Origin of the sequence: Marinobacter sp. NFXS9 (assembly GCF_040148665.1) — a bacterium.
Taxonomy (GTDB): domain Bacteria; phylum Pseudomonadota; class Gammaproteobacteria; order Pseudomonadales; family Oleiphilaceae; genus Marinobacter_A; species Marinobacter_A mangrovi.
Genome location: NZ_JAGDDW010000001.1, coordinates 615,184 through 640,858 on the forward strand (window position 1 = coordinate 615,184; position 25,675 = coordinate 640,858).

The window sequence follows — 25,675 nt, forward strand, 5'->3', positions numbered from 1 at the left end:
CATTCAGGGAATAGCGGAAACAAAAACGCCGGAGGGAATCCCTCCGGCGCTCCGTAGCAGTGCTGACAGTATAACGGATCAGGCCAGGTTTTTAAGCAGGTCCTGGGCTTCCGTCTTCTGGTCGTCACTGCCTTCAATGGCCACTTCTTCGAGAATGTCACGGGCGCCATCGGAATCGCCCATTTCGATGTAGGCCCGGGCAAGATCCAACTTGGTAGCCGCTTCATCCGTACCGGCGAGGAAATCGAAGTCGTCTTCGTCATCCAGCGACGCTTCGTCGAAGTCCATCATGTCGCTTTCCTTGCGAGTTTCAGCCACCGGTTTTTCCTCCGATTCAGCCGACTCATCCTCGACGGACTCCTCGGCGGTCGGGATATTCTCCTCGTCATCCGCATCGGCCAGGGAATCTTCCAGATTCAGCTCTTCGTCCAATTCCGGAATCTCGTCATCGGCCAGCGGCTCTTCCTGATCGTCAGCCGGTGTTTCCGCGACCTCTTCCATCAGGGCCAGATCCTCATCGGAAACATCAAGCTCCAGCTCGTCGAGAGTGTCCGCAGATTCGGATTCAGCCGGCTCCTGGTCCGATTCGTTGGCCACCTTTTCCAGCTCGGCATCCAGATCGTCCAGGAACGACTCATCCAGATTGCCCTGCTCGTCGGTCGCCAGCTCGGGTTCTTCCTCAAGCGACGGCAGTTCGTCGTCGCTGGTGGCGCGATCGGTTTCCGGCTCGGCGTCGTCCTCAAGCAGACTGTCGTCAAGTTCCAGAGACCCGAAGTCCTCTTCGCTCAGTTCCGGCTCTTTCGCCGCGTCTTTGCTCTCGGTGTCTTCATCGAAATTGAAATCAAGCTCGAGATCGTCCGCAGCGGCAGCTTCCTCAGCCTTGGATTCCGGCTCGGCCGACTCATCCGTGCTTGCGATGTCCTCTTCTTCAAAATCGAGATCGGAAATGTCGTACTCGATCGGAGCATCCGAATCCTTGCGCGCCTCTTCGTGGCCCTCGAGAACCGGCTCTTCATCGAGCTCAAGGGAATCGAAATCCAGGTCTTCGTCTTTCGCCGTCTCAGGCTCGCCCTGCGACGGAGCTTCCGCCTCGCTGAAAGAAGACGCTTCGGACTCCTCGCCGTAAAGGCTGGCGAACGTCTCCTCGGTGGTCTCTTCGGTCGACGGGGAGCTCACTTCTGAACGCAGTTGCGATTCCAGATCGTCAATGCTGGGCGTGGATTCCGCTTCTTCAAGGCGATCATGAAGTACCTGAGCTTCGGCCATGGCCTGCTCGTCGTCCAGAGCTTCCAGTTCGCTGTACTGTTTTTCGAAAGCCGCCCGGTCTTCGTTTTCGGCGTATACGGCCAGCAGCTTCAGGCGCAGATCTGTCCGGCTCGGCTCGCGGGAGATGGCTGATTCCAGCATCTCGGCGGCCTGGTCATGACGGCCGTAGGCAATGTAGGCATCAGCCTCCGCCAGAGCGTCCTTCTCTTCGCCGTCTTCATGATCCGATTCACCGCCCAGATCGATATGGTCATCGTCGTGGGCTGATTCTTCATTGAGTTGCTCGTAGAAGGCCTTTTCACGATTCGCATTACGGCGGGCCAGCAGGCCGAGCAGCAACAGGACCAGTATCGCGGCACCACCACCGGCGATCTGATACAGGCGGTTATTCTTGAACTCTTCAACGATGTTGCCGACGAAACCTTTATCCTCAACCGCGGGTTCGCTCGACTGGGCCGCCGGTTTGGCCGGCTCAGCGGGCTTCGGTGCCTGCTGTTCAGTTTCCGCCGATGTAGCCGCCGTGTTCTCGGACTGTTCTTCTGACATCGCCTCTTCGTCGGCTGAAGGTGCCTGAGCTGTCGCTTCGGCTTCGCCAGAGGACGCTTCCGATTGCTCCGTCATGCCTTCGTCAGCCGACGCTTCATCGCCTGCGGCCATATCACCGCCTGCCATCGCCGACTCGGACTCGCCGCCGGTCGATGCCATTTGCTCGCCTTCCGGCGCGCCCGGTTTTTCGGCGTCAGACGCTGACTCAGACCCGGTGCCCGTATCAGCTGCACCGGCCGGAGCGGAGCTTGCGGACTCCCCTTCAGCCCCTGCTGCGCCGGACTCACCAGATTTGCCAGCCTGGGCCTGCATTTCGGCCAGCTGAGAATTCTTCAATTCGACAAGGCGCTGCATGGTGGCCAGTTGCGCTTCGAGATCCTCAACCCGGGAGTTGAGCTCTTCGTTTTCGCGCTCGGCCTTGTCCAGTTGCTCCATCACCACTTCGGTGCTGCCTTCCTTGCCTCCGGCAACACCTTCGGCTCCGCCCGAGGAGGCGCCTTTTTCCGGGCTGGTGGAGTCGTTGCCAGCACTCAGGCGCAACTCGTCACCGCTTTGGGCCGGCTGCGACGAAGGCTGCCCCGGTTGCTGCCCGGTTGCATCCACAGTCTGCGCAGGCTTTTTAAGTGCCTGGTTCTGTGCAACAACCTGCTGATAGGCCTGCTGGCTGGTGCGCGATTCAATCTGCTCGGCGGTTGGAATACGCAGTACCTGGCCGCGCTTCAGACGGTTGATGTTGCCGTCCATAAAGGCATCGGGGTTCTGGTCCTGCAGCGCCAGCATGACCTGCTGCGGCGTATAGCTGTCATCCGGGCGCACTTGCAGCGCAATGCCCCAGAGTGTGTCCGAAGGTCCGGTGGGCCCGAAGGTCCGACCGTCAGAACGCGAAGACGGGCTGGAAGTCGGCGTGCTCGCCCGGCGCGGTTGCGATGACGCGGCCGCTCGGGAGGGCGTACTGGCCTGACTGCGACTGGACGGCGCCTGGACGGGCTGGGCGACGGAGTCGCCAACCTTCTCCGCATACACCGGCGGATCCAGCAGCATCGAGTACTCGCGCAGAAGTTTGCCGTTTGGCCAGGTCACTTCAATCAGGAAGTTCAGGTACGGCTCGCGAACCGCCTGTTTGGTGGTGACGTGGATGACCAGCTGCCCATTGGGTGCCGTGGCCACGTTGAACTTGAGATTGGTAAGGAAAAATTCACGATCGATACCGACCCGGTCAAAGACTTCCTGAGACGCCAGATTGACGTACACCTCATTCGGGCCCACACCACCTGTGTTGCGAAGCTCTATATCCGCGTCGAGGGGTTGATTAAGATAGGATTGAAGCTCCACTTCGCCGAGCCCGAGCGCGTTAGCAACGCCTGAGCCGAGCCCTCCTACCAGAGCCAGCGCAACCGCAAGTTTGCGTACCTTCATGCTTTTTCCTTACCAGTCTCCGTTATTCGTTACTGCCGTCTGTAATTCAGACTCGGACGAGGTTGGATGACTTTCGTCTTTCATTTCTTGTTGTCGAGTGTCGATCTGAGGATTACGTCTGCGAAAGTATTGTTGATAAAGCCCTCTTTATCAATCGATCAGCGATATTGTTTGTAATTGTTGTTAAACAAATGTTCGGAAGATGCTGTTCAGCTGGCGAAAATTCACTCGCCGATACCTTTTTTCACCCCGAAAACAACCGGTTCTGACCCGATTGTCCGCTATTAAGACAAATCAGTTCTGTCACCAAAAATAACAGGGGCGAAAGCCTAATGCAGCTTTCGCCCCTGACTCAACGCCCCAAAGGGGACGCAGTTAGCATTTCCACCCCGCCTTCGCGACGTGAAAATGGCGCGTTAGCGCTCCTGCAGAATCCGCAGCATCCGGCGCAGCGGTTCGGCCGCGCCCCAGAGCAGCTGGTCACCCACGGTGAACGCGGAAATGTATTCCGGACCCATGGCCAGCTTGCGGATCCGGCCGATCGGCACACTCAACGTGCCGGTGACCTTGGCCGGTGTCAGCTCTTCCATGCTGGCTTCACGATCATTAGGAACGACCTTGACCCAGTCATTGGACTTCGCCAGCAGCGATTCAATTTCGCTCACCGGGATATCCTTACGCAACTTGATGGTCAGCGCCTGGCTGTGACTGCGCATGGCGCCGATGCGCACGCAGATACCGTCGATCGGGATCGGGCTATCGCTGCGACCCAGAATCTTGTTGGTTTCGCTCTGCGCTTTCCACTCTTCCTTGCTCTGCCCGCTTTCCAACTGCTTGTCGCAGTATGGAATCAGGCTGCCGGCCAGCGGCACACCGAAGTTATCGGTCGGGAACCCGGAAGAGCGCATGGTTTCGGTGACCTTGCGATCGATTTCCAGAATCGCGGAACCCGGGTCGGCCAGCTCATCGGAAACGCTGCCATGCAGCTGCCCCATCTGGTTCAGGAGCTCGCGCATGTTCTGGGCACCCGCGCCGGAAGCTGCCTGATAGGTCATGGGAGAGATCCACTCGATCAGATCGTTCTCCAGCAGACCGCCCAGGGCCAGCATCATCAGGCTCACGGTGCAGTTGCCACCGATGTAGTCCTTGACGCCGCGGTTCAGTGCATCGTCGATGACGTTACGGTTGACCGGGTCCAGGACGATGACGGAGTGGTCCGCCATGCGCAGCGTGGAGGCGGCATCGATCCAATAGCCGTCCCAGCCGGATTCACGCAGCGGTTCGAATACCTTGCTGGTGTAATCACCGCCCTGACAGGTGACGATGACGTCCATTTCCCGGAGCGCGTCCAGGTCAAAGGCGTCCTTGAGTGCCGGTACATCGGCCTTGCCCACGTCGGGCGCCGGCTGACCGGCCTGGGATGTTGAGAAAAAGACCGGATTGATGTCCGCGAAGTCATTTTCTTCCTGCATGCGCTGCATGAGGACAGAGCCCACCATACCGCGCCAGCCAATAAGTCCAACTCGCTTCATGTGCGACTTTTGAACCTCGTTCTGTGCCGGCCCGCTTCCCCTTTTGCAGGGACCGGACCGGATGAATGATCCTGCGGCGGCAACATCCAGCCGTCGTCAGGTCTATGATTCATGCCCGATCAAAGCGCTTCCAATACCGCGTCACCCATTTCCCGGGTGCTGACGCGGGAGGCGCCTTCGGACATGATATCCGCAGTCCGCAGGCCTTTGTCGAGCACCGCACTGACGGCGGTCTCGATGGCTTGCGCTGCTTCTTCCGCTCCCAGACTGTACCGCAGCATCATCGCGGCCGACAGGATGGTCGCCAGCGGGTTGGCAATGCCCTGACCCGCAATATCCGGGGCGGAACCGTGGCAGGGCTCGTACATCCCCTGCTTTTCCGCATTCAGTGATGCGGACGGCAACATGCCGATGGAACCGGTCAGCATGGCCGCTTCGTCGGAAAGAATATCACCAAACATGTTGCCGGTCACAATCACGTCGAACTGTTTCGGCGCCTTGACCAGCTGCATGGCCGCGTTGTCGACGTACATGTGAGACAGCTCGACGTCCGGATAGTCCTTGGCCATGTCCGTCATGATTTCGCGCCACAGCTCGGTCACTTCCAGCACGTTGCATTTGTCCACGGAGCACAGCCTGCCGCCGCGCTGCTGGGCGGCTTCAAAGGCGACGCGGCCGATGCGGCGAATCTCGGATTCGCTGTAGACGTAGGTGTTGTAGCCCTGGCGTTCCCCGTTATCCAACTCGCGTACGCCGCGAGGCTGGCCGAAGTAGATGCCGCCGGTCAGCTCACGGACGATCAGGATATCAAGGCCTGACACCACTTCCGGTTTCAGCGACGAAGCGGACGCCAGTTGAGGATACAGGAGCGCCGGACGCAGGTTCGCGAACAGCTCCAGATTGGAGCGCAGCCCCAGCAGACCTTTTTCCGGACGAATCGCGATTTCCAGGCCTTCCCACTTGGGGCCACCCACGGCACCCAGCAGGATGGCGTCGGCCTTCTGCGCTTTTTCCAATGTGCTGTCAGGCAACGGAACGCCCGTGGCATCGATCGCGGCGCCGCCCACATCAGCACTGTCGAAGTGGAGACCCAGATCGAACATTTCGTTCACTTTATGGAGAACCCGCTCGGCTTCAGCAACGATTTCCGGGCCAATGCCGTCACCCGGCAGCAGCAAAACTGACTGACTCATATCCTTGTTTCCTGTTGTCTCTGTTATGAATGGGTGATGGCGTCAAACAGCCAGGGCGCGCTCTTGCGACGGGCCGCTTCGTACGACTTGATAGCCTCGCTGTCTTCCAGGGTGACGCCGATGTCGTCCAGGCCGTTGATCAGGCAATGCTTGCGGAACGGATCCACGTCGAAGCTGAAACGTTCACCGGACGGGGTGACCACTTCCTGCGCCGACAGATCCACTTCGATTTGATAGCCTTCCTGTTCGGCGACTTCAGCGAACAGCTTGTCGACAATTTCTTCATCCAGAACAATCGGTAACAGACCATTCTTAAAGCAGTTGTTGTAGAAGATGTCGGCAAAGCTCGGCGCAATAATCACCCGGAATCCATAGTCATCCAGGGCCCAGGGCGCGTGCTCGCGACTGGACCCACAGCCAAAGTTACGCCGAGCCAGCAGGACACTGGCTTCCTTGTAGCGCGGCTGATTGAGGAAGAAGTCCGGATTCAATGGCCGCTGGGAGCAGTCCTGATCCGGTTTACCCTCATCCATATAACGCAGCTCATCGAACAGGTTCGGCCCGAAGCCGGTCCGTTTGATCGATTTCAGGAACTGCTTGGGGATGATCATATCCGTGTCCACGTTGGAACGATCCATCGGGGCCACGACGCCTTTATGATGACTGAATGCACGCATGGTTGGGCTCCTTAGTGAACCAATTCACGAACGTCGGTGAAATGACCGGCAATCGCCGCCGCGGCTGCCATCGCCGGACTGACCAGATGGGTCCGGCCGCCGAAGCCCTGCCGTCCCTCGAAGTTCCGGTTGGACGTGGACGCGCAATGCTCACCCTGGCCCAGCTTGTCAGCGTTCATGGCCAGACACATGGAGCAGCCCGGATCCCGCCATTCCAGACCCGCCTCGATGAAGATCTTGTCCAGACCTTCCTGCTCGGCCTGTGTTTTGACGAGTCCGGAGCCCGGCACGACCATCGCCTGCTTAAGCGACGGTGACACCTTACGGCCCTTGACCACGGCCGCCGCTTCGCGCAGATCCTCAATACGGGAGTTGGTGCAGGAGCCGATAAACACCCGGTCCAGCTTGATCTCGGAAATCGGCATGTTCGGCTTCAACCCCATGTACTGGAGCGCACGCACGATACCTTCGCGCTTGATCGGGTCCATTTCCTTGTCAGGATCCGGAACCTGACCGTCAACGCCCGTGACCATTTCCGGAGACGTGCCCCAGGTGACCTGCGGCATGATGTCGGCACCTTCCAGCTCAACCACTTTATCGAATTCGGCATCCGCATCGCTGTGGAGGTTCTTCCAGGCGGCAACCGCGGCGTCCCACTGATCGCCTTTCGGCGCATAGGGGCGGTCTTTGACGTAGTTGATGGTGGTGTCGTCCACGGCCACCATACCCACACGGGCACCAGCTTCGATGGACATGTTGCAGATGGTCATCCGCGCTTCCATGGACAGGTCGCGGATCGCTTCACCACCGAACTCGATTGCGTAACCGGTACCGCCGGCGGTGCCGATCTTGCCGATGATGGCCAGCACGACGTCCTTGCCCGTCACACCGGGGCCCAGCTTGCCGTTCACCTTGACCAGCATGTTCTTCATTTTTTTCTGGACCAGGCATTGGGTTGCCAGCACGTGCTCGACTTCCGACGTGCCGATACCGTGGGCCAGCGTGCCGAATGCACCGTGGGTCGAGGTGTGGGAATCCCCGCACACGATGGTCATGCCCGGCAGTGTTGCGCCCTGTTCCGGCCCGATGACGTGAACAATGCCCTGGCGCTGATCCTTGATCTTGAATTCCAGGATGCCGAACTCGTCGCAGTTCTTGTCGAGGGTTTCCACCTGGATGCGAGACACCGGATCGACGATGCCATCGATGCCACGGTCGCGGTCGGTGGTGGGCACGTTGTGATCCGGCGTAGCGAGGTTGGCGTCCAGACGCCAGGGACGGCGGCCGGCGATGCGCAGACCTTCAAAGGCCTGGGGTGATGTGACTTCGTGCAGCAGATGACGATCGATATAGATCAGCGCAGAGCCGTCGTCGCGCTGCTTCACCAAGTGATCGTCCCACAATTTATCGTACAAGGTCTTTCCAGCCATGGGGCCTCCCTCAACCGCGATGTAAACATCGCTTCTCATCAGGTCATCGTTATTGATGATTCATGATAACGCCGCGACTATGATAACCTCAATTCATGTTATTTATAGATCGTATTCCAGACAGGAATTCGCGAACTGAGAATCTAAAAAGAGGCATTGCCCACCATGGATACCCAGGCGCTGTCCGCCTTCGTCGCGATTGTCGACCATCAATCCTTTTCCGAGGCGGCCGAGGCGCTCCACCTGACCCAGCCGGCCGTGAGCAAGCGCCTCGCCTCTCTGGAAAACCAGCTGGGCGCGCCGCTGGTCGAGCGAGGGCAGCGCAGCTTCAGCCTGACCGAATCCGGTCGGCGACTGCTGCCCTATGCGCGCCGCATCCTGGATGAACTCCACAACGCCCGGCTCGATCTGTCAGCCACCACCGGCCGGATTGGTGGGCGGCTGCCCGTCATCGCCAGCCACCATATTGGCCTGCACCATTTACCGGCCTGGCTGCGCCGCTTCAACCGGGACTATCCGGACGTCACCCTGGAATTGCAGTTCATGGATTCGGAAAGCGCCTTCGACCATCTGAAGCGCCGGACGTGCGAACTGGCCTTTGTCACCCTGAGCGATGCCATGGATCGTCAGTTCGACATCAAGGCGCAATGGGAGGATCCCATGGTATTCGTCGCCGGCACCACCCACCCGCTCGCGAGCATGCCGCAGCCGGAGCTGAGCGACCTGGCCCGCTACGATGCCCTGCTGCCCGACACAAAAACCGCCACCTATCGCGTCATCAGCCGATTGTTCATGGCCGAAAACCTGACGCTCCGGTTGCAGATGCCCACCAACTATCTGGAAACCATCAAGATGATGAGCAGCGTGGGATTGGGCTGGAGCGTCCTGCCGCACAGTATGGTGGATAACAGCCTGACGGTGCTGCCGATTCGGCATGAAGTGTCACGAATGCTGGGGGGCATTGGCCTGGAAGGACGCAACCTGAGCCCCGCGGCGGAGGCGCTGCTCGACATTGCGAGGGAGCTGCATTAATGAGCGTCGGCGTGCTCCGGAGGCGATCGCAGCCAAATGGCAGCAATCACCAGCGCCATTCCAATCGCCACAGCGCTGCCCCAGAACGCCAGCGCCGTTCCCTGCCACTCGACCAGCAGACCGGACAACCAGGCACCCACCGCGCCACCGGCGCCGTAGGTCAGCCCACTGTAGAGGGCCTGCCCCTGACCGTGGTGCTGATGGCCGAAATAGCTGTGGATGTAGTTGACCGACACCGCGTGTAGCGCCCCGTACGAGGCCGCGTGCAGCAGTTGGGCAAACACGAGGACGGGGATATCCGCTGAATATTCGGCGATCAACATCCACCGCAGGCCGGTCAGGACCAGCGCGCCAATTGCGATGACCCGTGCCGAATACCGTCGGAACACCCGATGCATCACGATGAACAGCACGATCTCGGCGGCCACCCCCAGCGACCAGAGCAGCCCGACACTGAACTTGTCGTAGCCCAGACTTTCCAGGTGAATGCTGAAAAACGTGTAGTAGGCGCCATGAGAGACCTGCAGCAGGAAATTCATGGCGAAAAACGCGAGGACCGTCGATTGCATCACGATCGCCCGCAGGCCGCCGGGTTCCGTTTTCGGGCTGATCTGGCCCTGCCGGGACGGCACGCAGAAAGCGGCAACTGCAATCCCGAGGAACAGCGGCATCAGGATGGCCGGAAGCCATTCAAGGGGCAGATACTCGAGGATCAACCCTACGAGGGCCACTGAGGCGATAAAGCCGACGCTCCCCCAAAGCCGGACGCGCCCGTACCGTGCCCGGTCCTTGCCCAGTCCCTGCAGGGTGATGACTTCATAAAGCGGAAGGATGGCGTTCCAGAAAAAGGTGAACGCCAGCATCACCAGCATCAGGCCGTAGAAGCCCGGCTCCAGGAAGACGCCTGTAAAGCAGATGGCCCCAACCACTGAACCCAGACGAACCAATCGCACCCGTTGACCGGTGCGATCACCGAGCCAGCCCCAGACGTTGGGCGCAACGATCTTGGTGAGTTGGATGGTCGCCATGAGGGCGGCGATCTGCAAGTAGCTGAATCCCCGATCTTCCAGATACAGGGACCAGTACGGCAGCATCGCGCCCAACAGCGCGAAGAACCAGAAATAGAGATTGGACAGACGCCAGTAGATAGCTGCTCCCGCCTATTCCCGTCCCCGATTCAATCCCGGCTGCGCCCTTTCTCGATATCCGGCGTATCGATCCGGACATCACCGTTCTGGGCGCGGTGGCGCAGATAGTGATCCATCAGCACGATGGCCATCATGGCTTCGGCAATCGGCGTTGCGCGGATACCGACACAGGGATCGTGCCGCCCCGTGGTGACGACTTCCACCGGATCGCCGTGAACATCGATGCTCTGGCCCGGCAACCGCAAACTGGATGTGGGCTTGAGCGCAATGCTCGCGAGAATCGGCTGACCGGAACTGATGCCGCCCAGCACGCCGCCAGCGTTGTTGGAAAGGAAGCCTTCCGGCGTGAGCTCGTCACGGTGCTCCGTGCCCTTCTGGGTCACCGAACCAAAACCGGCACCGATCTCCACGCCCTTGACGGCGTTGATGCTCATCAGAGCGTGAGCGAGATCCGCATCCAGACGGTCGAAGATCGGCTCGCCCAGCCCCGGCGGGACGCCATCGGCCACTACGTTGATGCGGGCACCGATGGAGTTGCCTTCCTTACGGAGGGCGTCCATGTAGTCTTCGAGCTCCTGGATGCGATCGGCATCCGGGCAGAAGAACGGGTTCTCGTGCACCTGGGACCAGTCCAGTTTGTCAATGACAATGGGTCCCAGCTGGGACAGATAACCGCGCACGCGGATGCCCAGTCGCTCTTCCAGGAATTTGCGGGCAATCGCCCCCGCCGCCACGCGCATCGCCGTCTCACGGGCAGAGGAGCGGCCACCACCCCGGTAATCGCGCACACCGTACTTGTGCATGTAGGTGTAGTCGGCGTGAGCCGGGCGGAACTGATCCTTGATCTTAGAATAATCCTTGGAACGCTGGTCGGTGTTTTCGATCAACAGGCCAATTGGCGTGCCCGTGGTCTTGCCTTCGAACACACCGGACAGGATGCGCACCTCATCTGGCTCGCGACGCTGCGTGGTATGACGGGAGGTGCCCGGCTTGCGCAGATCCAGATCCCGCTGCAGGTCTGCTTCTGTCAGCGACAGCCCCGGCGGACAGCCATCGACAATCGCACCCAGCGCCTGGCCGTGACTTTCACCAAATGTGGTGACCGTGAACAGCTTTCCAAACGTATTTCCAGACATAGATCAGGTTCTTATCAGTGAATCTTCAAATAGTTCCCAGGTCTTCGCGGGTCAGCACAAAGACGCCATCGCCGCCCTGCTCAAACTCGATCCAGGTGAACGGGATATCCGGCCGCGCCTGCTGCAATGCCACCCAGCTGTTACCCACCTCGACCACCAGCAGACCATTCTCGGTCAGGTGATCGCGGGCTTTTTCCAGAATGCGATAGGCGATATCCAGGCCGTCATCACCGGCCGCCAGGCCCAATTCCGGTTCGTACTGGAACTCGTCCGGCATATCCGCCAGATCTTCCGCGTCCACATAGGGCGGGTTGCTGACGATGAGATCGTAACGTCCTTCCACCTGATCCAGCACATCGGAGTGAACCGCCCTCACCCGATGCCCCAGACCGTGCAGGTCGATGTTGCTGCGGGCCACATCCAGCGCCTCTTCCGAGATATCGGCAAGATCGACCTCGGCGTCGTCAAAGACCGTCGCCGCGGCAATACCGATGCAGCCACTGCCGGTGCACAGATCCAGAATGCGGTGTACCGGCTTGTCCGCCAGCCAGGGCTGGAATCCCTGCTGAATCAGCTCGGCAATCGGCGAGCGTGGCACCAGAACCCGGTTATCCACATGGAACGGCAAGCCCATGAACCAGGCTTCTCCCAGCAAGTACGCCACGGGGACACGTTCTTCGATCCGCTGATCCACCCGCTCCAGAATCAGAGCGCGCTCTTCACGGGTCAGCCGCGCATCCAGGAACACCGTGTTGTTTTCGAGAGGCAGGTTGACGCTGCGCAGTACGAGATGGACGGCTTCGTCCCAGGCGTTGTCGGTACCGTGCCCATAAAAAATATCCGATCCGGCAAACCGGGAAGTGACGTAACGCAGCAGGTCGCGGATCGTAAACAGTTCGTCAGCAGGCTCTAGGGACACCAGACTCAGTTCCTTGGACACACGTGAAATGGAAAGCCTGCATTATACGCAGGTTTGCAGGGATTTGTGGCGTCCAATACCGCTACGGCGACAGAAGGCCGGAACTGGCTTCTTCGTTCTCAAATCGATCCAGCGCCTGCTCCATGCGCTCCCGCCCCAACTGGATCATCTCCGGCGCCTTGTGATAGTCGTAGGTGCGGCAGGCGTCCTTGGGGACGTTCACCAGCATGTCGGGTGGATAACCGGCGATCTTGTACTGGATTAACGCGCTCTGCATGGTCTCGATGGTCATGTTCATGATATCGAACTTGCCAATCCCCAGCTTGTCCCAGGCGATGGTTTCGGTGCCGTCCTCGATCGTGTCAGCGTCGTCGGAGACTTCCTCCGCCATTTCTTCACGGGCCTCGGCGGTTGGTTCAGCATCGGTCGATCCCTTGCCGCCGAAAGATCTCAGGAGATCCCAGTCGAACCAGCGCGAGGCCTTCGTGCGCATTCGATCCATCCAGTCGTCGAAATCGCGCTCGCCGGTTTCGTTGTAGATGTCATCCGGCAACCGGTACGTGCTGCGATCTTCTCCGGCCAGATTAACTGCGAAGATGTAATCCGCATGGGCCGCAATGGTGGGAATAATGGGCAGCGGGTTCAACAGGGCCCCGTCGACCAGAACCCGCCCGTTCAGGACGACGGGTGTCACCACGCTGGGAATGGCGATGGAAGCTCGAATCGCCTGATGCAAAGAGCCTTCCTGGAACCAGATCTCCTTGTGCGCCAGAAGATCCGTAGCGACAGCAGTGAAGGCTACGGGGAGGTCCTCGATGCGTGTGTCGCCAATCATATCCCGCACCACGGAAAACACCTTGTCGCCCCGAATGGCACCCGCGGGTGACAGGGACACATCAAGCAGCTTAAGCACGTCGAACTGTTTGAGACCGGTCACCCAGTCTTTGTAGGCCTGCAACTTGCCCGCCGAATAGACGCCGCCAATCAGCGCCCCCATGGAACAGCCGGCTATAGCAATGATGTCGTAGCCGCGTTCTTCAAGAACCTCGATCGCACCAATGTGGGCGTAGCCGCGCGCTCCCCCACTGCCCAGCACAAGGGCGCAAGTCCGGCGGGGGCGTTCGGTTTTCGGGGTTGATGGCTGCTCTGACGGCATCGTGTCTATCCTCCTGCGGACGCCACATCCTTGATCACGACAATTTCGAGGCGGTTACCGGCACTGCGGGCCGACTGGATAGCCGACTGCGCCGGGCCGGCATTGATCAGCAACTGCTGCTCGCGGGGGATGCCCAGCTTTTCCAAAAGGGCCTGCATGGTATCCGCGACCTTGGCCGACCGTTCAAGCGCCTCCTTCACGGTCTCGTTCATGCCGAGCACGACATGGCTGACGATCATGACGGTGGCACCGGGGTTGCCCGCCCAACCGACGAGTTCTTCCCGGGTCTCGGCGTCCCAGTCGAAGCGGTAGGTGACGCTGCCCGACCAGGCGACTTGCAATGGGCCCAGTATACGCCCGGCGTCCGGTGACAGGTTGGCGACCTCGGATTCATCCTGGACAGCCAACTCCTCCAGCCAGACATAATCCCGCTGATTGCCCCGGGTAATGCTGTAAAGCAGCACCAGTTGCAGCTGGCCGTCATCATCCCGATAGGAATAGGCCGCGTAGCTCTGGTCCTCATCGCGCCCGTACAGCGTGGCCTGATGGAAAATCCGGTTAGCCCAGACGTTGCTGCGGCCACAATCGCGACCCCGGCAGGTAAACAGCGTTCGCCCGCTGCGTTGCGCCATGGCCTCCCGATAGAACTCTTCCACCCGCTCCAGCGACGAATCCGGGTCGATTTCCATCAAACGGCCTTGCCCGACCACATCCAGGCGAAGCTGTCGATCGGCACGGATCTCGTCATTCACTTCCCGGACAGGGCTAAGCAACACGTGATGGTTAGGCGCCTTGATGGTGACGTCGCTTTCCACCGACGCCATCGGAAACACTTTGAGGGGTTCTGCGGCTGCCGTAGCCGACACCAGGACAGCCATTATGGCAGTCAGCCGGAACATCAGAGGCCGGATCATGATGTCAGGAACGTCTTGATGGCATCGATCACCGGCTCGACGTCGCCATCCAGATGGCAATGATGGGAGCCCGGCACAACGGCTTCCTGCAGTTGGGCAATCAGATCGATGCGTTTGCGCCAGCTGTCCCGGCCGCCCAGCAGGCCCTCTTGGGCGCGGACGAACAGCGTCGGCGCTTCAATGGACTGCAGAAAGCCGGCCACCTGCGCTTCGTCGAGCCGGCTCAGCGAGGGATAGCGTAATCTCGAATCCGTACGCCACTGGTAACCGCCTTCAACCGGCCGAAGATTGCGCGGCACAAGCAGGCCGGCCGCTTCCGGCGATAACGGACTGAGCCCGCCGGCCCGAATCCGGGCCGCATCGTCGACACTGCCGTAGGTCATGGCCGCGCCAGAACCGCGTAGATGCTTGCGAATCCCCTTGCGCAGTTGTTCGGGACCGCTTTCCGGCGATTGGGTCAGCGGGCCCAAACTGTCGATCATGACCAGTCGGTCGACCCGCTCCGGGAAGGTCGCGGCATAGAGCGAGCCCACGATACCACCGAGCGAATGGCCGATGATGATGACCGGCTCCTGAAAATGACGCTCGATCAGCCCGGCAACGTCCTTCACGTAGTCCAGCAGTGGATAGGATTGCCCGGCACCGCGATGGTCCGAGTGCCCATGCCCGGCGAAATCGATACCATAAAAGGGATGAAGCCGACTCAGGGCCGGGGCGATCCGGCTGAATGTCGCGGCATTGTCCAGCCAGCCATGCAAGCCGATGATCGGTGGAGAGGCCTTTCCGGCATCCGCCCGGGACCAGGTCAGCCCACGCAGAACCAGATCGTCCAACGGCCAGTCGGCTTCCTGAGGCGCAAGGGCCTCGCTGCTGCGAGATGTCGCCGTCGCGATATCAACGGACGTGTTCATGCCGCTCACCGCCGTCACATGGTGTGCGTGGGGCGATCGGAACCCAGCGCGCCGGCCAGATAGGCCTCAATCTTGTTCTTGGCACTTTCGTCGTCGCCATTGAACTGGACGCCGATCCCCGCCGCGCGGTTGCCTTGTGCCCCCTTGGGGGTAATCCAGACCACTTTCCCGGCAACCGGTATCTTCTCGGGCTCGTCCATCAGGTTAAGCAGCAGGAACACTTCGTCACCCAGTTGATATTGCTTCTGGGTGGGAATAAACAGCCCGCCATCCTTGATAAACGGCATATACGCCGCGTAGAGCACGGCCTTGTCCTTGATGGTGAGTGTCAGAATACCGCTGCGCGCGCCAAAACCTGGACCCATAAATCACCCTTGTTGCTTGGGGCTCCGCCTGCTGACCGAGCCTGAATCCCTAAATTTACCTTAATGTTAGCAGGTGGCGAAGTGTCGGAGCACCGTCCGTGCCGCTTTTTGACGACTCGCGCCTCACCGTCGCTAACTCGCCCGTCGCCTTGGCATCAGGTCGAGCCAATGCAGCAGCAGGCGTTCGGTTTCCAGCTCTGCATTCAGGTTGTACGTCAGACCTGCGCGTACTTCGGCGATGTGCGAAAGAATGTCGTGTGCCCGATGGGGCGGGTTCTGCTTGGCCAGATACCCCAGGATATCGGCCACTTCCGGATTCTCCGGTGTGCCCCCAACGCTGATCCGGGCCAGATCGGCCGCCCAGCGCTCCATCAGACCCAGCGTGGTCTCCAACCCCAGTTTGACGAAGGGCTTGGCGGCGTCCTCGGGCGCCCGTTTTGATTTCAGGAACTGCCGGAAATCCTCCTGACACTGGTCAACCGCCTCGACATGTCCCTGCGCCAGGAACGTCAAGGCACGTACCGGTGCGCCACTGGCCAGTCGCAACGCCCGCGCCTGTGTTTCGGCATCCGCGTCCGGGGTCTCATCGCCAGCCACCTGCGCTGACAGCCAGCTCTCGGCCTGCTCCTGTGACGGCCCCGCCAGCAACACCGACTGACAGCGGGAACGAATCGTTGGCAACAGCGGGCGCCCGGATTGCTGGAGAAGAATCAGCGTCACGTCCCGGTTGGGCTCCTCCAGCGTCTTGAGCAACGCGTTGGCCGCATTGATGTTCAACTGGTCGGCGCTGTCGAGGATGATCACCTTATGGTGCGCCACCTGGGGAGAGGCCACTGCAAACTCGCCCAGCGCCCTCACCTGATCCACCTTGATGACCTTGGAATCTTCCGGTTGGTAGGTGCGGATGTCCGGATGGGTGCCGGCGGCAACCAGCTCGCACTGCTTGCAGCGCCCACAAGCCTGGGTCGCTTCGCCGGCGCCTTCGCAGACCAATCGTTGCGCCAGATCTCGGGCGAACACCGCTTTACCAATACCGTCCGGCCCTTCCAGCAGGATCGCATGGGGCAGACGTCCGCTGAGCCAGCGCTCGGCCAGCCGGGACCAGGCATCCGTCAGCCAGGGCATGGAGGTTATTGACGAGGACAAGGCATTCTCCGACCAGTTCCGCAATAAGAGATCAGCATCAGCGCCGCAACTGCCGCAACAGGAAACGCAACCGGCGCCGATCTTCGGGAGTGAATGAACCCGAGCCATAATAGTGATTGTTGACCGCCCGGGCAAAAGCCAGATGCATGCGGGCGCGTTCCGGGTCCGCGTTGGCCGCTTGTGCTGCCAGCTCAAGGGGCGTCCTGGAAGGCCGGGGCTCCATGCCCTGGCGCCTCAACAGCCGGAGCCAATCGTTGAACAGCCGCTGCACCGGATCCGCTGATTGGCCGCTACGCTGGCGCCAGAGTGACCACGCGGCCGCCAGCAACACTGCCACGCCTACCAGCCCGGCAGACAGATACCCCAGATCCCGCAGGGACAGGTTGCCCGGCAAATGGGACATCAGGTTCATCTGGGTCTGCCCCTGGTAGCCCACCACCCAGCGCTGCCACTGATAGTTGATGGCATCCAGCTTCAGGGACATCCACTGGACCAGGGCGATATCGCCGTATTTGGCCGGGGACGCCCACTCATTCTCCAGGAAGGATCCCTCATCGGCGACGGCTTCGCGCAGGCCGGACTCGATGCGCGCCGGGGAGATCGCCGCAGTGGGGTCCACCCGGACCCAGCCCCGATCCGGCAGCCACGCTTCCACCCAGGCGTGGGCATCGTACTGGCGAACAATCAGATACTGACCATCGTCGCCGGGACTGCCGCCCTGGTAGCCCATCACAATGCGCGCCGGAATGCCGGCCGCCCGCAACAGGAACGCGGTAGCCGACGCGTAATGCGCGCAGAAGCCCCGCTTGGCCTCGAACAACAGCGTATCAATGCTGTTATCCGGCATTTTGGGTGGTCTGAGCGTGTAGAAGTAGGCCTGATTTCGGAATCGCTGCAAGATGGCGTTTACGAACCCCCGATCGGAATCGTGCTCCTGACGTAACGATTGCGCCAGTGCGCGCGCTCGAGGATTACCCTGCGGCGGCAGGTGCAGGTAGCGCTGTCGATCCAGTTGGGACAGCGCTTGTACATCGGATCCCGGGTCCGTCCGCGCCAACCGATAGCGCACGGCTGTATCCGCGGGTCGACGAAAGCGGAACAATCCGTTGGCCGTCTCCTCCACGTTCCGGGAAACCGCCCGGGAATCGTCCAGCGCAAACGCCCAGCGCTGGTAGGTCGGCTCCATCAGAATGTCGTACTCATTCGGCTTGAGCGCTCCGACGCCGCCATCGGACAGCACGCGACCCGCTGGCTGACGGGCGTCCGGCTGCCACTGCTCCCACTTCCCGCCATCGAATCGGTCCAGGATCAGGGCGCGCCAATAGCGCTCCCGCGGCGGCGGCATCGCCCCGCCGAAGGTCACGCGGAAGGCCCGCTCGCTACTCTGCGCCAGACTGGAGATGCTCCCGGGCTCCATCTGATCCGAGAGGCCCGTCTTCGCCTGCCCGGATACCAAAGGCACACTCCACAAGGGCGCCATGCGCGGAAAAAAGATGAACAACAGGACCACTAACGGCAGCGTCTTCAGCAGCAAACCGCCAAGTCGCTTCCAGCCGGCCTTCAGGGCGTTCGGCGCCTGCGGCGCGTTCAGGACCTGCAAGCCGACGAGCAGTATGAATGTGGCGGCCAGGTTAAGCACCGACCAGAGCACGCCCTGCTGGAACAGGAAATTCACCGCGGCCAGATAGCAGAGGATAAAGAACAGGACGTAGAAATCCCGGGGCGTCCGGGTTTCCAGCCACTTCAGGCCGACCGCCAATACAAAGAAAGACGCTGCCGTCTCGACCGTGAATCGTCCATGAACCGTGGCCACGTAGGCCCCTATCAGGCCCAGCATGATCACCAACCGTAACCACCGGCCCGGGAGGCTGAGCCGGCCGCTTTGCCCAAGCCAGCGCCAGAGCGCCAATACCGAACAGGCGGCGATCAGCCAGGGCGGCAAACGATCCCATTGCGGAATCAGCAGCAACCCGAAGCTCACCAGTAACCAGACCAGCGCTTTGGAAGGAATGGTGCTTTTTGACGACGCTTCCATCATGCGGCGCCTCCCACGTATAGGGCGCTACCGGACGCACCTGAATCCGCACTGGTTACCGGGATTTCGAAGCCAAAAGTGCCCAGCGCATGCAGGCACTGCTGGCGGTGTACCGACCCCGCATCCGGATCAATCTTTAGCCCCGGCAACCGCAATCCGTAGGGCTGATGAGCCTGGTTCCGGGCTTCCACCAGGGCGGCCAGATAACTCAGTCGCAGCTCCCGGTCCGCGCCGGGAAAGGCATCGAAGTCCAGCCACACCGGATTGCCCTGCTCGCCTTCCCATTCCGCAATCACCATATCCCCGGTGCGGGCATAGCGCTTCCAGAGTACCCGTTGACTCAGATCGCCCTGACGCCAGGGGCGAATATCCGCATGGTCCGGGTCGGCGGCCTTTTTGGATTGCGCGGTGTCGCCATCGTCATCGCCCCCGGCATCGTAAGGGGGCGTGACCGGCTTCGGATAACACAAGCCCGGACTGTGCAGACGCATCCAGGACCAGGCGGTCAGCAGCCCGAAGGGGAACCGGGTTTCCACACGGATATCCGGCAACAACACCGGACCTCTTCGACGGGCGGTGGTGGTCAACTCAAGTTCCACAGGGCCATCCGGCCCCACATCAATGCGGACAGGCGATGCAGGATCCGATTGCAAAAGAACGCTGAACGACTGCTGCTTGGCGCTGGCTCGCAGACGGAAAACAATCGGGCTGCCCGGATAGGCTTCGCCGGCGCTAACCAAAGCCAATTGAATGCCCGCCAGATTGCGATGGGTCTGGTGCATGGCGGCCACGAAAATGGCCCCAAGCACGAACGTAAGCAGGTAAATCAGGCTGTTCTGATAGTTGATGCCGGTCAGCAGCATGATGACCAGCAACGCGCCGAACACCACGCCGGCACCGGAGGGCAGGATAAAGATGTTGTTCTGGGTGAACGTCTGCTCGTCCGCCCGGGGAATCCGCCGATTGACCCAGCGGCGCCAGCGTTGTCGTAAACTTTTTATCATTCGCTCAGAAATCCCGGCTCCACAGCACAAACGTGGTCACATTTTCACCAAAAACCGCTTGAAAACACCCGTTCCACCTCAAATACTCTACCAGAGGACGTCCTGTTTCTCCCCAGAGGAGCCCGCAATGTTGACCCGCACACTATTGGCGACCGCCGTTGCCGGCGCCGTGACGCTGCCCGCCTGGGCTGGCGTCGAGTCCATGACCTCCGACGAGATGGTGGATACGTACATCGAGGATTCCGCGATTATCGTCGTACCGCGGGCCCGGCAGAAATCCGAGGAAGAGAAACAGCGGGTGATCCGCTCGCTCACCATTTCCCCGGGCGAGCCGGCCATCATCGAATCCGATGAGCAGGCCGAAGCCTACATCATGCGCAAAACCCGTGATGAGGATGAAGAAACGGCCCTCGCCAACGCCGAGCAGGAATTTATACGGCGTACCCTGCTCTTTCCCCTGGACCAGGTGGAAAAGACCCAGCCGGCACCTTACATCATTCCTTCGGTGCCGACGCTTGTTTATGGCCGCCAGGTCCAGATTCCGGATGAGCCCTTCACGCAGAGCTTCCTGAACGATCAGCTCAGCCTGGGGTTCGATGGGGAGAACGTGAATTTCTCAATTGGTAACGTGCCGGGTGTGGATCAGATTCAGGTGCCGCAGTCGATTAATGAGGCGGGGATTGTGTTGACGCCGCGGGCTGGGGGTGGGTTTGATCTTTCTATTCCGGTGCCGGATGCGCAGTAGTTTTTAAGCGAAACCGAGTTTTCTTATGGGCCAGTCTTCGGACTGGCTTTTTTGTTGCTATTGACTTTGTAACCGATCGTACTGAGGGTATCGAAAAAGCTCCAGAGGCGTAGGTTGGGCTGACGCAGGAAGCCCAACAATAATCGGGCACCAGACGTTCCCGGTATTGCGGATAGGCTTGGAGCATGAGCTCTCAAAAAACGGCTTGGCGACCATTGGATGGAATTGGCCGCAAACCCGGCTTGTTGGACTTCCTGCGTCGCCCAACCTACGTTACTCGGCGCCCCTCACTTTCTTCTCCCAACAAAAAACGCCCCGCAGAACGGGGCGCTTTCAACACGTGGATCTTGGTCGGATTAGTGACCGTAGATTTTCATGTTTGTTTGGGTGATCGCCAGGTTGTCCAGAGAGATAGTACCGATGTTAGTACCACCAATCAGGGTCTGACCAACGTTCACGTCAGCTACGAACTCAGGAATACCGATTTCCAGAGCTTCGCCGCTTGCTGAACCAGCTACACCAGTAGCCTTGCCAACAGTCATTTGAGCGACAGCGAAGGTGCCGGCCAGCGGGCTGGCAGAGGTGCCGCCTGCGTCAGCATAAGTACCACCGAAGGTGTTAGCACCAGTAATGGTCAGATCGCGGATGCCCACACCCAGGAAGTCGATGTCCATATCCATATCAGTGATGTTGAAAGCAACATCAGTGATCAGAGTGTCAGTAGCAGTATCGACGCGGATGTCCAGCTGAGCCAGCAGGCCAGTCAGGCCGATATTGGAGGCCAGCAGAGTGCTTTCACTTGCGTCAGATGCAATCAGAGAAGCGGACTCAATGCCAACAGCAAAGTCGATAGGGTTACCGCTAACACTACCTACGTGAATCGCAGCATCACCATCATCCTCGACATCAATATCGATTTTAAGATCATCGAGAAGACCATCGACACCTGTGACGTTGCCGTCAGCATCAGTAGTAACCGCGCCACCACCGATATGAACACCACTTACTGCGAAGCTACCTTCGTCGGTGTAGGTGACCGCACCAATGTCGACTTTGGTTTCAAGCTCAATGGTCACACCAGCCTGACCGGTGACGTTACCCATTGCGCCATCATCCATAGCTTTCAGTTCCGCCTGGGCGGCAAACGGGGCAGCAGCAACAGCAGTCGCCAGTGCGATTTTCTTCAGGCCTTTCATAGTGTTCTCCTTAACGGAAAATTGTTGTTGTTCCAATGCGGATTGTGTTGTTTTGTTTCCGCACGGTTTCAGAGTAGTGGCTGAACCCTGCTCGTTCCGTGACCACCTTCACACAACTCAATAATCACATTGTCGAACAAATTGAAAAGGAGGGAACTGAGAAACGCATTCAAGTCTGGATGTGATGGGCTGGGCAATACCGGGGAGGATGACATTCGGACAGAGCTTCTTGGAGGCCCTGCCCGACAACAGACTTACTCAGCGGTTTCTTCGTCTTTCTTTTTAAGTTTGATGTTAAAGATGGTTGGCTTAGATTCCACAACCAGCGGTTTGCCAAATTCAGCATGACCCGATTCGATTGCATATGGCGTCAACTGGGCAAGCGTAGGGCCAAAGATATGCTCCATCTCAGCGACGAGCACGTACTTCGCCTCAGCCTCCTTTTTGGGGTTTTCTGCCACGTAGACCAGACACGTCGCGCCGATGCTCCCCTTCTCTACAAGCACTCGCAAACTACGCCGCATGACTTCGACCGCAACGTTAGGCGGCATTTTTTCAATTTCATCAATTCTGATGGTTCGATAGTTACTTTTACGATCGGCTACGACCGCAAAAGCCTTGACGGGCTCACCGGCTTCTAAACGCGTCTTGGCATTCTCCATTGCCTTTTTGTACATCGCAGCGAATTGGTCCTGCGCAAACTCCTTCACTTCCTTGTCGGTAAATTGCTGTTTACCAGCTTCTTCCGCTGACGCCTGGCCAGTCGTGATTATCAGGGTGGAAGCAATCAGAAGGCTTATAACCAAGCGTCGAAAAGAAATAAATTGCATGCCGTACTCCGTTGAATTGTTCTTTTAGCATCACCTGTGCCCGCCTGATTGCGGTATCATGCGTTTCCAATCCGCGCCGGCAATCGCAAGCTATTCAGGTTTACTGTGTCATCTTCCCCCAGATCTTTTTCCGTTTCTGCCAAACATGCGGCACTTTGGGTGAATCACTTCTCAACCCAGGCGGGCTTCTGTCACGTTGCCCGGCCGGATGGTTCTTCCTTTATATCGGCGTGGCCAATCAAGAGTTGGGTGTTGCCCCGGGATTCGGAAGCCTGGACTAACGTCGTCAGTGAAATCCGCCAAACGGAAGCTGACTTTTCCAGAGGTAAAGAGAAAGAGACTGTTACAGGCGGCTTCAGCGGCGGTCTGGTTGGCGTTCTGAATTACGATGCGGGCAGCATGACGGTACCGGGTTTCCGCGCACGACAACGGTCCGACGCTCTCCCCGATGTTGGCTGGGTGGGCTGCTATGAATGGGCGTTGAATCTCCCGGCACACACTGAAGAACCGGCAACGCTGCTGATCGATCGCCAATGTTCCGCCAAGACACTCAAGCTTTTGCAACCCATCCTTGAGGGTCAGTTACCTGCGAATCGGGCCGAACCCGATTTTAAACTGAACGCACCATTTGGCCCGCAACAGAGTCCGGCGACTTACTCCAATGCGATCAAACGCATACTCGAATACATACACGCCGGCGATTGCTACCAGGTCAACTACGCGCAGCAGTTCACGGCGGCTTTTGAAGGACAACCGTTTGCGGCCTATCGGACCTTACTGGAGGCCATTCCCGTTCCGCATGCGGCCTATATCGATACAGGGCGCTATCAGGTGCTCAGCATTTCGCCCGAGCGTTACCTGAAGATTCGCGACGGACAGGTTGAGAGCAAGCCCATCAAGGGAACACGCCCTCGGGGAGAGTCGGCGCAGGAAGATACCCGTCACCGGGATGAATTGGCGGCCAGCAAAAAGGACCGTGCCGAAAATCTGATGATCGTGGACCTGATCCGCAACGATCTTTCCCGCTTCTGCACGCCCCACTCCGTTCAGGTCCCGAAGCTGTTTGAGATCGAGAGCTTTCGCAACGTCCATCAACTGGTCAGCACCGTCACCGGCGAATTGAAGCCAGGCACGCTCGCCTTCGATGCCCTGCTCTCCGCGTTTCCAGGTGGTTCCATTACCGGTGCACCCAAACGACGTGCCATGGAAATCATCGACGAGCTGGAACCGAGCGCGCGCGGCCCTTACTGCGGCAGTGTGTTTTCGATCGGGAATGACGGAACGCTGGACAGCAACATTGCGATCCGCACGCTGCTGGCTGAGCCCAATGGTCGAATCAGTTGCTGGGGTGGCGGTGGGATTGTGGCTGACTCCGACCCGTCAGACGAATTTGCGGAGTCAGTCACCAAGGTCCAGCGCCTGATGCAGACGCTGGAAAATCTCTAAGCGAACTCAGTAGCGCTCGCTCAGCTCCAGGAATTTCTCGCGCAGGTCGTCGTAGTTATGGACGGCCGGGAACTGCGGGAACTCGTCGATCACGTTCTGCGGCGCGTGGAACAGAATTCCGGCTTCCGCCTGCTTCAGCATGGTAGTGTCATTGTAGGAATCACCGGCCGCGATCACCCGGTAGTTCAGGAGCTGGAACGCCCGCACCGACTGCCGCTTGGGATCTTTCTGGCGCAGCAGGTAATCGGTGATCCGGCCTTTGTCGTCCACTTCCAGCTTATGGCACAGCAGTGTCGGGTGGCCCAGCTTGGCCATCAGCGGCATGGCAAATTCATAGAAGGTGTCGGACAGGATCACCAACTGGAAACGCTCGCGCAGCCAATCGACGAACTCACGTGCGCCCGGCAGCGGATCGAGGGTGCCGATGACTTCCTGGATTTCCGGCAGGCCGTAGCCGTGCTGGTCCAGCAGGCGCAGGCGCTGTTGCATAAGCACGTCGTAGTCGGGAATGTCCCGGGTGGTCGCCTTCAGTTCTTCAATGCCGGTTTTTTCGGCGAAGGCGATCCAGATTTCGGGGATCAGCACCCCTTCAAGATCCAGGCAGGCAAGTTCCACAAGACACTCCTCTTTCAATTCGGTCATCAGCCCAACAGGGGCCAGGTTCAAAACGAGCACTTCCGACGCCCTGCAGGCGGATCAACAGCCAGCATCGGAGCGGGCCCTATCATATGAAAATGCGACAGGAATTGCATCGCGGATATAACCTTATGAAAGCTGGTTACTTTTGATTGAGCGGCCCCGGTGGTATGTTCTGGGCACATCTACTGACACGATAACTATGATGGAATCCATAAAAGAACTGAATGAGAGACTGAGCGACCAATCACCGCGCGCTATCCTGAAGCACGCGCTGGGGAGCTACGATTCGATCGCCGTGTCCTTCAGCGGTGCCGAGGACGTTGTCCTGATCGAGCTGGCCGCCAAACTGACGGACAACCTGAAGGTCTTCACCCTGGATACCGGGCGCCTTCACGCCGAAACGTACGCTTTCATCGAGAAGGTGCGCAAGCACTACAACATCGACATCGAGATCCTCTTCCCCGACGCGGCCGAAGTGGAGGAACTGGTCAGCAAGAAAGGCCTGTTCAGCTTCTACGAGGATGGCCACAAGGAATGCTGCGGCATTCGCAAGGTCAATCCCCTGCGCCGCAAGCTGGCCACGGTGGATGCCTGGATCACCGGGCAGCGCAAGGACCAGAGTCCGGGTACGCGCAATGATGTACCGGTAGTGCAAATCGACGATGCGTTCTCCACGCCGGAGAAACAGCTGGTTAAATTCAATCCGCTGGCCAACTGGACGTCCAAGGACGTGTGGGACTACATCCGCATGACGGAAGCGCCCTACAACGAATTGCACGAGAAGGGGTTTGTCAGCATTGGTTGCCAGCCCTGCACCCGCGCGGTACTGCCTGGCCAGCATGAACGCGAAGGTCGCTGGTGGTGGGAGGAAGCCACCCACAAGGAATGCGGTCTGCACGCGGGCAACCTGATTACCAGCGCCAAGTAATCGCAATCATCCTTTTCTGGCGCGTTTAACGAAAGAAGGCGGGAATGTAATCCCGCCTTCTTTGT

General features: G+C 59.4%; 22 protein-coding genes. 4 read left to right on the forward strand and 18 right to left on the reverse strand.

All coding sequences use genetic code 11. The annotated features are described in order from the left end of the window. Positions 1 to 78 precede the first annotated feature (78 nt). The 5 genes from J3364_RS02710 to leuC form a co-directional block, all read right to left on the reverse strand. The gene (locus J3364_RS02710; RefSeq protein ID WP_349556488.1) at positions 79 to 3,228 is read right to left on the reverse strand and encodes a FimV/HubP family polar landmark protein; all 3,150 of its coding nucleotides are present in this window, start codon (positions 3,226 to 3,228) and stop codon (positions 79 to 81) included. Positions 3,229 to 3,644: 416 nt separating this feature from the next. Continuing rightward, positions 3,645 to 4,760 carry an aspartate-semialdehyde dehydrogenase gene (asd, locus tag J3364_RS02715; RefSeq protein ID WP_349556490.1) on the reverse strand — a complete coding sequence of 372 codons (1,116 nt, stop codon included), beginning with the start codon at positions 4,758 to 4,760 and terminating at the stop codon, positions 3,645 to 3,647. A gap of 119 nt (positions 4,761 to 4,879) precedes the next feature. Further along, on the reverse strand, positions 4,880 to 5,953 hold the full coding sequence (leuB, locus tag J3364_RS02720; protein ID WP_349556492.1) for a 3-isopropylmalate dehydrogenase: 1,074 nt from the start codon (positions 5,951 to 5,953) through the stop codon (positions 4,880 to 4,882). A 23-nt stretch (positions 5,954 to 5,976) separates the two neighbouring features. Then, the gene (gene leuD / locus J3364_RS02725) at positions 5,977 to 6,630 is read right to left on the reverse strand and encodes a 3-isopropylmalate dehydratase small subunit (protein WP_349556494.1); all 654 of its coding nucleotides are present in this window, start codon (positions 6,628 to 6,630) and stop codon (positions 5,977 to 5,979) included. A gap of 11 nt (positions 6,631 to 6,641) precedes the next feature. Continuing rightward, on the reverse strand, positions 6,642 to 8,060 hold the full coding sequence (leuC, locus tag J3364_RS02730) for a 3-isopropylmalate dehydratase large subunit (RefSeq protein ID WP_349556496.1): 1,419 nt from the start codon (positions 8,058 to 8,060) through the stop codon (positions 6,642 to 6,644). A 165-nt stretch (positions 8,061 to 8,225) separates the two neighbouring features. Here leuC and J3364_RS02735 point away from each other — a divergent pair, with 165 nt between their 5' ends. After that, positions 8,226 to 9,092 carry a LysR family transcriptional regulator gene (locus tag J3364_RS02735; protein WP_349556498.1) on the forward strand — a complete coding sequence of 289 codons (867 nt, stop codon included), beginning with the start codon at positions 8,226 to 8,228 and terminating at the stop codon, positions 9,090 to 9,092. Here J3364_RS02735 and J3364_RS02740 read toward each other — a convergent pair. From J3364_RS02740 to J3364_RS02785, 10 genes are all read right to left on the reverse strand, one after another. Beyond that, the gene (locus J3364_RS02740; protein ID WP_349556789.1) at positions 9,089 to 10,240 is read right to left on the reverse strand and encodes an MFS transporter; all 1,152 of its coding nucleotides are present in this window, start codon (positions 10,238 to 10,240) and stop codon (positions 9,089 to 9,091) included. The genes J3364_RS02735 and J3364_RS02740 overlap by 4 nt on opposite strands. A 29-nt stretch (positions 10,241 to 10,269) precedes the next feature. Then, the gene (aroC, locus tag J3364_RS02745; RefSeq protein ID WP_349556500.1) at positions 10,270 to 11,376 is read right to left on the reverse strand and encodes a chorismate synthase; all 1,107 of its coding nucleotides are present in this window, start codon (positions 11,374 to 11,376) and stop codon (positions 10,270 to 10,272) included. A gap of 25 nt (positions 11,377 to 11,401) precedes the next feature. Continuing rightward, positions 11,402 to 12,295, reverse strand: coding sequence for a 50S ribosomal protein L3 N(5)-glutamine methyltransferase (prmB, locus tag J3364_RS02750; RefSeq protein ID WP_349556502.1), 894 nt, complete (start codon positions 12,293 to 12,295; stop codon positions 11,402 to 11,404). A gap of 82 nt (positions 12,296 to 12,377) precedes the next feature. Beyond that, positions 12,378 to 13,451: a patatin-like phospholipase family protein gene (locus tag J3364_RS02755; protein ID WP_349556504.1), complete on the reverse strand. Its 1,074-nt coding sequence runs from the start codon at positions 13,449 to 13,451 to the stop codon at positions 12,378 to 12,380. Positions 13,452 to 13,456: 5 nt separating this feature from the next. Then, positions 13,457 to 14,275, reverse strand: coding sequence for a DUF4892 domain-containing protein (locus tag J3364_RS02760; RefSeq protein WP_349556506.1), 819 nt, complete (start codon positions 14,273 to 14,275; stop codon positions 13,457 to 13,459). 86 nt (positions 14,276 to 14,361) lie between these two features. Further along, a complete protein-coding gene (locus J3364_RS02765; RefSeq protein WP_349556508.1) occupies positions 14,362 to 15,276 on the reverse strand; it encodes an alpha/beta fold hydrolase in 915 nt (304 codons plus the stop codon). 14 nt (positions 15,277 to 15,290) lie between these two features. Then, positions 15,291 to 15,641, reverse strand: a complete 351-nt coding sequence (locus tag J3364_RS02770) for a PilZ domain-containing protein (RefSeq protein ID WP_123634379.1) — start codon at positions 15,639 to 15,641, stop codon at positions 15,291 to 15,293. 132 nt (positions 15,642 to 15,773) lie between these two features. Continuing rightward, a complete protein-coding gene (gene holB / locus J3364_RS02775) occupies positions 15,774 to 16,787 on the reverse strand; it encodes a DNA polymerase III subunit delta' (RefSeq protein WP_349556510.1) in 1,014 nt (337 codons plus the stop codon). A 37-nt stretch (positions 16,788 to 16,824) separates the two neighbouring features. Further along, positions 16,825 to 18,822, reverse strand: coding sequence for a transglutaminase TgpA family protein (locus J3364_RS02780; RefSeq protein WP_349556791.1), 1,998 nt, complete (start codon positions 18,820 to 18,822; stop codon positions 16,825 to 16,827). Next, entirely contained in the window at positions 18,822 to 19,826 is a 1,005-nt protein-coding gene (locus J3364_RS02785) for a DUF58 domain-containing protein (RefSeq protein ID WP_349556512.1), read from the reverse strand. Before J3364_RS02785 ends, J3364_RS02780 begins: the two co-directional genes overlap by 1 nt. A 127-nt stretch (positions 19,827 to 19,953) precedes the next feature. Between J3364_RS02785 and J3364_RS02790 the strand changes: the two genes are divergently transcribed. Beyond that, positions 19,954 to 20,571: a hypothetical protein gene (locus J3364_RS02790; protein ID WP_349556514.1), complete on the forward strand. Its 618-nt coding sequence runs from the start codon at positions 19,954 to 19,956 to the stop codon at positions 20,569 to 20,571. Between the two features lie 356 nt (positions 20,572 to 20,927). On the opposite strand, the gene J3364_RS02795 is transcribed toward J3364_RS02790, so the two are convergent. Both J3364_RS02795 and J3364_RS02800 read right to left on the reverse strand, forming a co-directional pair. Continuing rightward, positions 20,928 to 21,767, reverse strand: a complete 840-nt coding sequence (locus tag J3364_RS02795; protein ID WP_349556516.1) for a DUF6160 family protein — start codon at positions 21,765 to 21,767, stop codon at positions 20,928 to 20,930. A 254-nt stretch (positions 21,768 to 22,021) separates the two neighbouring features. Next, positions 22,022 to 22,597 carry a hypothetical protein gene (locus J3364_RS02800; protein WP_349556518.1) on the reverse strand — a complete coding sequence of 192 codons (576 nt, stop codon included), beginning with the start codon at positions 22,595 to 22,597 and terminating at the stop codon, positions 22,022 to 22,024. 159 nt (positions 22,598 to 22,756) lie between these two features. On the opposite strand from J3364_RS02800, the gene pabB reads away from it, so the two are divergent. Then, a complete protein-coding gene (gene pabB, locus J3364_RS02805; protein ID WP_349556520.1) occupies positions 22,757 to 24,043 on the forward strand; it encodes an aminodeoxychorismate synthase component I in 1,287 nt (428 codons plus the stop codon). 6 nt (positions 24,044 to 24,049) lie between these two features. Here the strand turns inward: pabB and thrH are convergent, their stop codons facing one another. Next, positions 24,050 to 24,658: a bifunctional phosphoserine phosphatase/homoserine phosphotransferase ThrH gene (thrH, locus tag J3364_RS02810; RefSeq protein ID WP_123634482.1), complete on the reverse strand. Its 609-nt coding sequence runs from the start codon at positions 24,656 to 24,658 to the stop codon at positions 24,050 to 24,052. Between the two features lie 226 nt (positions 24,659 to 24,884). On the opposite strand from thrH, the gene J3364_RS02815 reads away from it, so the two are divergent. Beyond that, positions 24,885 to 25,610: a phosphoadenylyl-sulfate reductase gene (locus J3364_RS02815; protein ID WP_349556522.1), complete on the forward strand. Its 726-nt coding sequence runs from the start codon at positions 24,885 to 24,887 to the stop codon at positions 25,608 to 25,610. Positions 25,611 to 25,675: the final 65 nt, after the last annotated feature.